This window comes from Megasphaera sp. DJF_B143, from assembly GCF_900320625.1.
Lineage (GTDB): Bacteria > Bacillota > Negativicutes > Veillonellales > Megasphaeraceae > Megasphaera > Megasphaera hexanoica.
In genome coordinates, this window is the sequence record NZ_ONTA01000012.1 from 1 (window position 1) to 9,202 (window position 9,202).

7 protein-coding genes are annotated in these 9,202 nt (G+C 52.8%); 2 read left to right on the forward strand and 5 right to left on the reverse strand.

Translation table 11 applies throughout. From position 1 onward, the window contains the following. From radA to DBO31_RS00255, 5 genes are all read right to left on the reverse strand, one after another. Window positions 1-1,298, reverse strand: a 1,298-nt coding sequence (gene radA / locus DBO31_RS00235) for a DNA repair protein RadA (RefSeq protein WP_150824146.1), incomplete at its 3' end; no start/stop codon positions are given. 55 nt (window positions 1,299-1,353) lie between these two features. Continuing rightward, on the reverse strand, window positions 1,354-3,780 hold the full coding sequence (locus DBO31_RS00240) for an ATP-dependent Clp protease ATP-binding subunit (protein ID WP_059075378.1): 2,427 nt from the start codon (window positions 3,778-3,780) through the stop codon (window positions 1,354-1,356). Between the two features lie 69 nt (window positions 3,781-3,849). Beyond that, window positions 3,850-4,911, reverse strand: a complete 1,062-nt coding sequence (locus DBO31_RS00245; protein ID WP_150824147.1) for a protein arginine kinase — start codon at window positions 4,909-4,911, stop codon at window positions 3,850-3,852. 3 nt (window positions 4,912-4,914) lie between these two features. Next, entirely contained in the window at window positions 4,915-5,436 is a 522-nt protein-coding gene (locus DBO31_RS00250; protein ID WP_059075380.1) for a UvrB/UvrC motif-containing protein, read from the reverse strand. A gap of 22 nt (window positions 5,437-5,458) precedes the next feature. Further along, window positions 5,459-5,911 (reverse strand): CtsR family transcriptional regulator, encoded by a 453-nt coding sequence (locus DBO31_RS00255; RefSeq protein WP_075581305.1) that lies wholly within the window; start codon window positions 5,909-5,911, stop codon window positions 5,459-5,461. A gap of 257 nt (window positions 5,912-6,168) precedes the next feature. Between DBO31_RS00255 and DBO31_RS00260 the strand changes: the two genes are divergently transcribed. Both DBO31_RS00260 and DBO31_RS00265 read left to right on the forward strand, forming a co-directional pair. Then, on the forward strand, window positions 6,169-7,908 hold the full coding sequence (locus tag DBO31_RS00260) for an ABC transporter ATP-binding protein (protein WP_150824148.1): 1,740 nt from the start codon (window positions 6,169-6,171) through the stop codon (window positions 7,906-7,908). Then, a partial coding sequence (locus tag DBO31_RS00265) for an ABC transporter ATP-binding protein (protein ID WP_150824149.1) occupies window positions 7,901-9,202 on the forward strand: 1,302 nt, incomplete at its 3' end. The genes DBO31_RS00260 and DBO31_RS00265, both read left to right, overlap by 8 nt.

Here is a 9,202-nt window from a genome sequence, read left to right on the forward strand (position 1 = left end):
AGCTCTGACATATTCCCCCGGGGAACGATGAACCGGGTAAATCCCATTTTGGCGGCTTCCTTCAACCGGCGGTCAGCCTGAGGGACACGCCGTATATCTCCAGTCAGTCCCACTTCGCCCATGACTACCGTATGCTCATCCATAGGAATATCCTTAAAGCTGGAAACGACGGCCAGAATAACCGGAAGATCGGCAGCTGTCCCGGTGAGCCGCAACCCGCCTACGACATTGATATAGACATCCTGTGTTCCCAGATTCAGGCCGATTCGTTTTTCCAGGACGGCCAGCAAAATAATCAGGCGGTTGTAATCCATTCCGGAAGCAGTCCGCCGTGGTACGGCAAATACGGAATGCGATGTCAGCGCCTGTATTTCTCCCAGCATAGGCCGCTGGCCGTCCATAACGGCCGCGATAACCGAACCGGCCTGATGAGCCGATCGTTCAGCCAGGAGCAGCTGGGACGGATTGGCCAGTTCCGAAAGGCCCTCTTCGGTCATGGTAAACATGCCGGATTCATTTGTCGAGCCAAAACGGTTCTTTATCCCCCTGAGGATGCGGAACTGATACTGCCGGTCACCTTCAAAATACAACACGACATCCACCATATGTTCCATCATGCGCGGGCCGGCAATGGCCCCTTCTTTGGTCACATGGCCGATGACCACAACGGGTATGTTGGTCGTCTTGGCAAAAGTCATGAGCCGTGCTGTACCTTCCCGTATCTGCCCCATGCTCCCCGGTGTACCGTCTGCATCCTGGCAGTACATCGTCTGGATGGAATCGACGATGAGCAGCCGTGGTTTCCGCCGTTCAGCCTCATGCAATACAGCATCCAGTGATGTGTCCGCCTGTATGAACAGGTCCGGAGCCACAATTCCCAGTCTTTCGGCCCGCAGCTTAATCTGTCCCTGTGATTCTTCACCGGAACCGTACAGGACGGCACCTTGTTTTTTACAGACCGCTGCCGCCATCTGCAGCACCAGCGTCGATTTGCCGATACCCGGATCCCCACTGAGCAGAATCAGGGCGCCGGGCACCAATCCGCCTCCCAGCACGCGGTCCAGTTCGCCAATTCCCGTTTCCAGACGGGACATGTCTTCCATGGTAATGTCCGTCAGGGCAGCCGGACGGGTTTCCGTCCCCGTCCGCTGCATGCTGCCAGCTTTACGGGGAGCCTCCGGCTGTAATGTTTCTTCTGTCATTGTGTTCCATTCCCCGCACTGGGGGCAGCGTCCGAGCCAGCGGCTGGAAACGCTGCCGCAATTAGCGCATACATAGCGCGTCTTTACTTTAGCCATGAATCCGCTCCTCTTCTGAAAGAAGTCCCCGTCCCGGAACCGCTGGCTTCTCTCATCATTCTGTCGTAAATAGTAACTCTTTCTTATCCGGGCTGTCTACATGGAGATGGTTCCCCTTTTTCAGGCTGCCACCGAGCATCATTTCCGAAATAGGATCTTCCACCAGTTTCTGGATAGCCCGTTTCAGCGGACGGGCGCCATAAGCGAAATCGGTTCCTTCCCGGACCAATACATCGTCGGCATTTTCTGTCCAGTCCATAGCAATGCCTTTTTCGTCGAGCCGTTTCGTCAGATCTTTCAGCATAAGAGAGACGATGCGGCGCAAATCATCCCGCTGCAGCGGCTTAAATACGATGATTTCATCAATCCGGTTCAAAAATTCCGGACGGAAGAACCGCCGGACGTCATCCATGATTTCTTTTTTCGCCGTTTTGAAAGCCTGTTCCCGGTTTTCTTCCTGACTGCCCGTCGAAAATCCCATGACCGGGGCATCGGGTTTCAAATGAGAGGCTCCCAGATTACTGGTCATGATGATGACCGTATTGCGGAAATCAACCGTACGTCCCTTGGAATCAGTCAGGCGTCCGTCATCGAGGACCTGCAGGAGCAGATTGAAGAAATCAGACGAAGCCTTTTCTACTTCATCAAATAATACGACACTGTACGGTTTTTCCCGTACGGCATCGGTCAGCTGGCCGCCTTCTTCATACCCCACATAACCGGGAGGTGCCCCTACCAGGCGGGATACGCTGTATTTTTCCATGTATTCGCTCATGTCGATGCGAATCATTGATTCTTCACTGCCAAAGAGCTGCCGGGCCAGTGTCCGGGCCAGTTCGGTCTTGCCGACGCCACTGGGGCCGAGGAACAGGAACGAACCAATTGGGCGGTTTGCATCCTTCAGGCCCGCCCGTGCCCGGCGTATTGCCTTGGAAACAGCCGTCACGGCCTCATCCTGACTGATGACCCTCTTATGTAATTCTTCTTCCAGATGGAGCAGACGGTGCGATTCCGTTTCCGTCAACTGCCGTACGGGGATTCCCGTCCACTGGGACACGACATCGGCAATATCATCTTCTGTCACGACCAGCCGGGCATCATCGTGCTGTTTCCGTTCTTTTTGCATCGTTTCCAGCTGCCGTGATAACTCCTTTCCTTCATCACGCAGGGACGCACAGCGTTCAAAGTCCTCACTGGCCAGAGCCGCCTCTTTTTCCTTGCGGATATCGGCCAGTTTCTGTTCCAGGCTCTTGACTTCATCAGACGGAGAATATACTTTCATACGCACCCGTGATGCCGCTTCATCCATGACATCGATGGCCTTATCCGGCAGGTAGCGGTCACTGATATACCGCGCGGAAAGGGTAACGGCACTGCGCACGGCTTCATCGGTAATGCGCGCTTTATGGAATGCTTCATAACGGTCACGCAAACCGAACAGAATCTGTATTGCATCATCTTCCGTCGGTTCACCAACCAGTACTGGCTGGAACCGGCGGGCCAGAGCCGTATCCTTTTCTATATGTTTCTTATATTCATCCAGCGTCGTCGCGCCGATGCACTGCAGTTCGCCCCGTGCCAGGGCCGGTTTAAGGATATTAGCGGCATCCATGGAGCCTTCTACAGCCCCTGCACCGATGAGCTGATGCAGTTCATCGATAAAGAGGATCATATGGGAATCATTCTGTATGGCCTCGATCACCTTTTTAATTCGTTCTTCAAATTCCCCACGATATTTTGTACCAGCCACCAGACTCGTAAGGTCCAGGGAAAATATATGTTTGTCGGCTAAAATATCCGGTACGACACCGCTTACAATGCGCTGGGCCAGACCTTCGGCAATGGCTGTTTTCCCTACTCCGGGAGCTCCGATGAGGACGGGGTTGTTTTTCGTCCTGCGGCTAAGGATCTGGATGACCCGGTCGATTTCCTTTTCCCTGCCGATGACGGGATCAATTTTACCTTTCCGTGCCAGTTCATTCAGATCACGGCCATAGGCATTGAGATCCATGCTGCCAGCAGCTCCGCCTTCTTCCGGCACGTCTTCGGCATCTGTACCTGTTACTTCTGCCAAACGGTGCAAAATTTGTTCCGGATCGACATCCATAGATTCCAGGATCTGGCTGGCACGGCCGCTCCCTTCCAGAATCAGTCCGGCCAGAATATGTTCTGTACCAACATAGTTTTGTCCCAGCCGGTTGGCTTCACTGACAGCCAGTTCCATTGTCCGCTTTGTGCGCGGGGTCAGCCCCGGTTCATCCTGGATCATGTCGCGGGATGCCGTCAATTTTTCGATGGCCCGCAGTATGTTTTCCGGCGTAAGCCCCAATTGAGCCAGTACCTGACCTGCCACCCCTTCTTTATTGAGAACGAGACCGAGCAAAATGTGTTCGGTTCCTACATAGTCATGACCCAAGCGCTGCGCTGTCTGCTGGGCATACTGCAGCACCCGTTTTGCATTATTTGTAAATCTGTTATACATATTCTTTCACATCCTTATACGCTGGTCCGGGCAGACTTTCCATACTGCCATTCAGCCATCGTACACATTTTAAATGGCATAATCCTGCAGAAGCTGACGGATTACCTTAGCCCGCTGCAAGTCCTGCTCTTCATCATTCAGTTCCTTACCGGCCTGCCATTGCAGATATGCCGGCCCCGCTGCCGTCAGCAAGGCATGATACGCCTGTGGCCGTTCCTGAATGACACCAAAATCTATCCCCATGCGGAAATCGCTTAGAAAATCGATGGTTTCATAAAAATCGAGCATCCAGGCATGGGATAATACGCCATAGTTCCGGAAAAACCGGTCTTTCATGGCATTCTGATTATGCGTCCAGAGCAGGTTCCGGCAGTTCCGTTCTTCCTGGACAATCTGTGTGGCAAGCTTCTTCAATTGCCCTATAATATCTTCTTCTGATACGCCCAGCGTAATTTGATTCGTCACTTGGAACACATTGCCAATATATTCGTTCCGTTCCGTATACATGCCACACATGGTAAAGCCCAATTTAGTAATCCCCTGGACAATACGGTTAAGGCGCTTCATCAGCACCAGTCCGGGCAGATGGAGGATGACGCCGGCAATAAGGCCGGTCCCGGTAAGGGAGGGACTGGCAGTCAGATAACCGAAATCATCCCGGAAGGCAAAATTCAGTTTTGCCTCCAGCGCATCGTCTACCTGTGTCGCATCTTCCCATGCCTTATCGAGCTGGAGCCCTGCCGCACCGGTCTGAATACAGAAATGATCGTCTTCATTGATCATAATGGAAACGGCACCGTCCTGCCGTAACAGCAATCCTCTGTTCTGCGGTTTCTGAATATGGCTTGCCGAAACCAGGTGGCGTTCTGCCAGCACTTCCCGTTCCCACGAAGTCAGATCGTAAAGATGGATACTTTCATAAGTCCCTCCTCCCAGCGTATTCAGACTTGGCATGTACCGTTCCCCTTCCGCCAGGACGGCAGCCAGTTCTGCATCAGTCGCCTTATCAGGAAATACGTATTTTTTTAAGTTCCGGGAAAGACGGATACGGCTGTCCAGCACGACATCCGTCAAATCTCCTGATCCATCCTGCCAGGGAATCAACGGCGTTTTCAATATATCCTGCAGCATCCGTTATTCCTCCTTCCCATTCTGCCGCGGTGGCAGCTGCCGTTCCAGCATGCGGATTTCATCGCGTACGCGGGCAGCTTCTTCATACCGTTCATCCTGAACGAGTTTTTTCAGACGCTGGCGCAGGCGTTTAATCTGATTGGCTGTACGGAACACACCGGTTCCCCGGTTCGGCACCTTGCCCACATGTTTAGTGTGACCGTGTATCCGCCGGACCAGAGGCGTGATTTCTTCCCGGAATGCTTCATAACAATCGGGACAGCCAAATTTACCAAGACGGTTAAATTCACTATACGTCATGCCACAACTATTGCAGCGCGGTTCTTCTTCGGCCTGGCCGGAATAATCGGGGTAAGCCATTTTACGGAAGAAATCATTATCGATAATATTGAAATTAGAATAATCAGGTAAACTTCCCTGTTTACGCGCACATTCTGCACACAGGTGCAGCTCCGTGCGGCGGCCGTTTTCAATCTTCGCGATATGGACGACGGCTTCTCTTTTTTTGCATTGATCGCAAAGCATGGCGTGCGCCTCCTTTCTTACACTAGTGCAGATTCAGGGACCGGAGAATCCGCCCTATAACTGCCATCCGCTGCGGTTCATCGACTTCATCAAACAACGCTTCAAACGTATGATGCAGCAAAATGGCCTCCCTGTTCGTCAGCGACTTGCTTTTAATCAGACGATATAATAGCACGTCGAGATCTTCCATCGTAATATTGACAGCAGGCAGCGTTTCTTTCAGCGGTGCCGGTGTCCGGTCCTGTTTTTTCGGAGTCAGGCGGATAATGCGCACGAAACCGCCTGAGCCCCGTCGTGATTCTACTAGATAGCCCTTGTCATTAGAAAAGCGTGTACTTAGGACATAACTAATCTGTGAAGGGGCACAATCCAGTTCATCCGCCAGTTCATTGCGGCGGAGAACGATATTCTCTTCATCCTCTTCGAGGAGCTTATGTAATATAAATTGTTCGATTTTATCAGCTAACACACTCATCGTATCACCTGCTTATGAAAATACAATATACATCAAATGGTTATCTTTCACCTTTTGACTTTATTACATTCTTATTATATTCGTCTTTTTGACTTTTTGCAAGAGGTGAATTAATGGCAAAAGACCCTGACATCGTCCTTTCGACAAAAAACTAACAACACTTCCTGCGGACTGCGAACTGCGATTCCAGTTGTACGACTGCCTGTATTAGTGTATAGTGAAAAGATACAGGAAGCAGAAACTGTGAGGTGTTCGCTTTGAAACGCTTAGGACCGGGTTCAGTCCGCTATTATTTTTATCATGAAAAAAAATTACTGCTCATCGTCACGCTCAGTGGCATTTTGTATAATGTCGGCATGATTGCCGCTCCCTGGTTCGACGGGCAGCTGGCACAATGCCTCTATGATATTTTTGCCGGCAGCAGGACGGCAGCAGATATGTACGTTCTCTGTCTGTCCTACGCCCTTGTCATTCTCGGCGTCCAGAGTTCGCGCTATGTCAAGCGCCTGTACGTCCGGAAATTTGCCAACAATATCAGTCTGTCCATGAAAGATATACTCTACCAGCACCTGGTCCAGACACCAAAGAGGGATATGGAACGGGCCGATACGGGAGCATTAATGACTAAGGTCATTTCTGATATCGATACGTGTGTCGAAGGAATGCGCAAATTCACGACAGAAATCTTTGATACGGGCATTGTCATGGTGACCTATGTGGTCATGATCGCCTGGTATGACTGGCGCCTGACCCTATGCGTCCTGGTCTTCCCGCCCATCGCTTACGTCCTGGCCAATAGTCTGCGCCGCACGGTCGCTATGACGGCAGCCAGGAGTAAAGAGAGCAGCGGCGCTTTGTCAGGAATGACACTGGACCGCATCAGCAATGCCATGACATACCGCGTCTACGGCGAAGAAGCCGTGCAGGACCAGCGCTATGAAGATTATCTGACTGATTATGAAAAGAAAATGATTCTGGCCAATCTCTGGGAAAACGCACTCCAGCCGATTTACAAAGTCATCGCTATGATTGGCACGATACTGGTCATCTGGTCCGGTGGCCACAATGTCCTGGGAACGGGCTGGGAAACGTGGGATATTGCCGCCTTCTCGACGTATCTGGCCTGCTTCATCAGACTGGCGACAAAATCGTCCCATGCGGCCAAACTGTTCAACGCTATCCAGAAGGCCCAGGTTTCCTGGCTGCGCATCCAGCCCCACCTGCGGGCCGCCAGTACACTTCCCCGGACAGTGCCGCCGGCGGCACCGGCTTATCTCACCGTCCGACATCTTTCCTTTACCTACCCCGGCAGTGACGTGCCCATTTTTCAGGACCTTTCCTTTTCAGCCCGTCCCGGAGACATTATCGGAATCACCGGTCCCGTGGCCTCTGGCAAATCGACACTGGGACTGGCTTTTCTCTGCGAAAATCCGCATGGCGGCCAGATTCTTTTTGGAACGCAGGAGCTGGGCAATGGCCATACATCTCCCAAGGGCATCGCCGGTTATTGCGGCCACGACGCAGAGCTCTTTGCCGGCACGATTGAAGAAAATATCCGTCTTGGCAAAGGCGGCGACATCATCCCCGTTCTGAACGCAGTCTGTATGGATCAGGATTGCGCGTCCTTTCCTGACGGAATCCGGACCCTCATCGGCGAGGGGGGACAGCGCCTGTCCGGTGGCCAGCAGGCCCGCATCGCCCTGGCCCGGACGCTATTTCATCCACGGCCGCTACTGATTCTCGACGACCCCTTCGCCGCCGTCGATATGGCGACAGAACGAGCTATTTACAGCCACCTGCGCCGAGACTGCAAAGACCGCATCATCCTTCTCATCTCGCATCGCCTGACTCTTTTCCCAATGCTCGACCAAATCATCTGGCTGAATGGTGACGGGAGCAGCATCGCCGCCACCCACGAAGAATTGTATGTATCGTGCCAGGCCTATCGGAAACTCTATGACCTGCAGCATGCCCAGGGAGGTGGTTCCCATGGGTAATGTCTTTTTACAGACCTTACGGAAGAACAGCCTGCTCCTGCTGATCCTCATCCTGGCTATCATCGCGTCCATCGCCGTGAGCATTACACCGCCGCTCATCCTGCAGTATATCATTGACAGCCTTGTCAGCGGCGCTTTCAGCACCTACCCCCTGATGGCAGCCGGTGTACTCTATTTCACTCTCAATGCCGGAAGTGGTCTCGTCGATGCCTTCAAAGAAACGCTGATTACCATATTCGGCCAGAAAATCACACATGATCTGCGCTCGGCCATGTGCCGGCGTCTTGACGACCTGCCGGCATCATACTTTGTCAACCAAGAAGCCGGTGCCGTCACATCACTTTTCGTCAATGACGTCGATACGCTGGAAAACCTCTTTGATTCCGGCGTGGTCAGTATGATTGCCGACGTATTCACGATTTTCAGTATCCTCGCCGTCGTATTCCATCTGAGCCCGGGGCTGGGCGCACTGATCTGCATCTGCCTTCCCCTGCTCTTTCTCCTGACCCGCTACTTCCAAAAACGCATGCTCCAGGCCCAGCGGGACAACCGCATCGCTGTCAGCCGGACAAATGAACTCATACCAGAAACGGTTCACAATATCCGCACGATCCATACCTGCCAGCAGGAACGCTATATGCGCCAGCGCTATGGCCGTACAATCCGCGATAGTTTCGAGGCCATGGAACGGAGCAATTTCTGCGATTCCATCTATTCGCCCATCATCATCACCAGTTGCACAGTCATCATCTGCCTGATGATATCTCTGTCTGTCAGCAGTCCGTCCCTGCAGGAACTATTCGGCATGACCGTCGGCAGTGTTGTCGCTCTCATCGCCTATGTACGCCGTATCTTCTCGCCCTTGGAAAGCATCGGCATGGAAATCCAGAATATCCAGTCTGCCGTCGCCGGCATTGGCCGCCTGAAAGATTTCTTCGCCGAACCCGTCCAGGAAAAGAACGGCACGATGGAACCCGACCCGGCTGCAACACCGCTTGTAATCGGCGATGCCGCCTTTGGCTACGGCAAGGAAGCCGACATTTTCCATCACTTCACTCTTATCGTAGAAGCCGGGGAAATGGTTACTATCACCGGCCGCACGGGAGCCGGCAAAAGCACCCTCTTTAAGCTCATCCTCGGCCTCTACCGGCCCCGGCAGGGCCAGGTCCGCGTCTTCGGCTGCGATCCGTCCCGCATGGCTGCTCCCCTCCGCCGTCAGGTCTTCGGCTATGTCGAACAGCAGTTCCACGCTATCCATGGCACCGTTGCCGATCAAATCAGCCTGAAAGACCCG

What these genes read in the sequence shown, in the direction of transcription:
- DBO31_RS00255 (WP_075581305.1), bottom strand. Translation starts at nt 5,911, where the DNA reads ATGAGTGTGTTAGCTGATAAAATCGAACAATTTATATTACATAAGCTC.
- DBO31_RS00240 (WP_059075378.1), bottom strand. Translation starts at nt 3,780, where the DNA reads ATGTATAACAGATTTACAAATAATGCAAAACGGGTGCTGCAGTATGCC.
- DBO31_RS00250 (WP_059075380.1), bottom strand. Translation starts at nt 5,436, where the DNA reads ATGCTTTGCGATCAATGCAAAAAAAGAGAAGCCGTCGTCCATATCGCG.
- DBO31_RS00245 (WP_150824147.1), bottom strand. Translation starts at nt 4,911, where the DNA reads ATGCTGCAGGATATATTGAAAACGCCGTTGATTCCCTGGCAGGATGGA.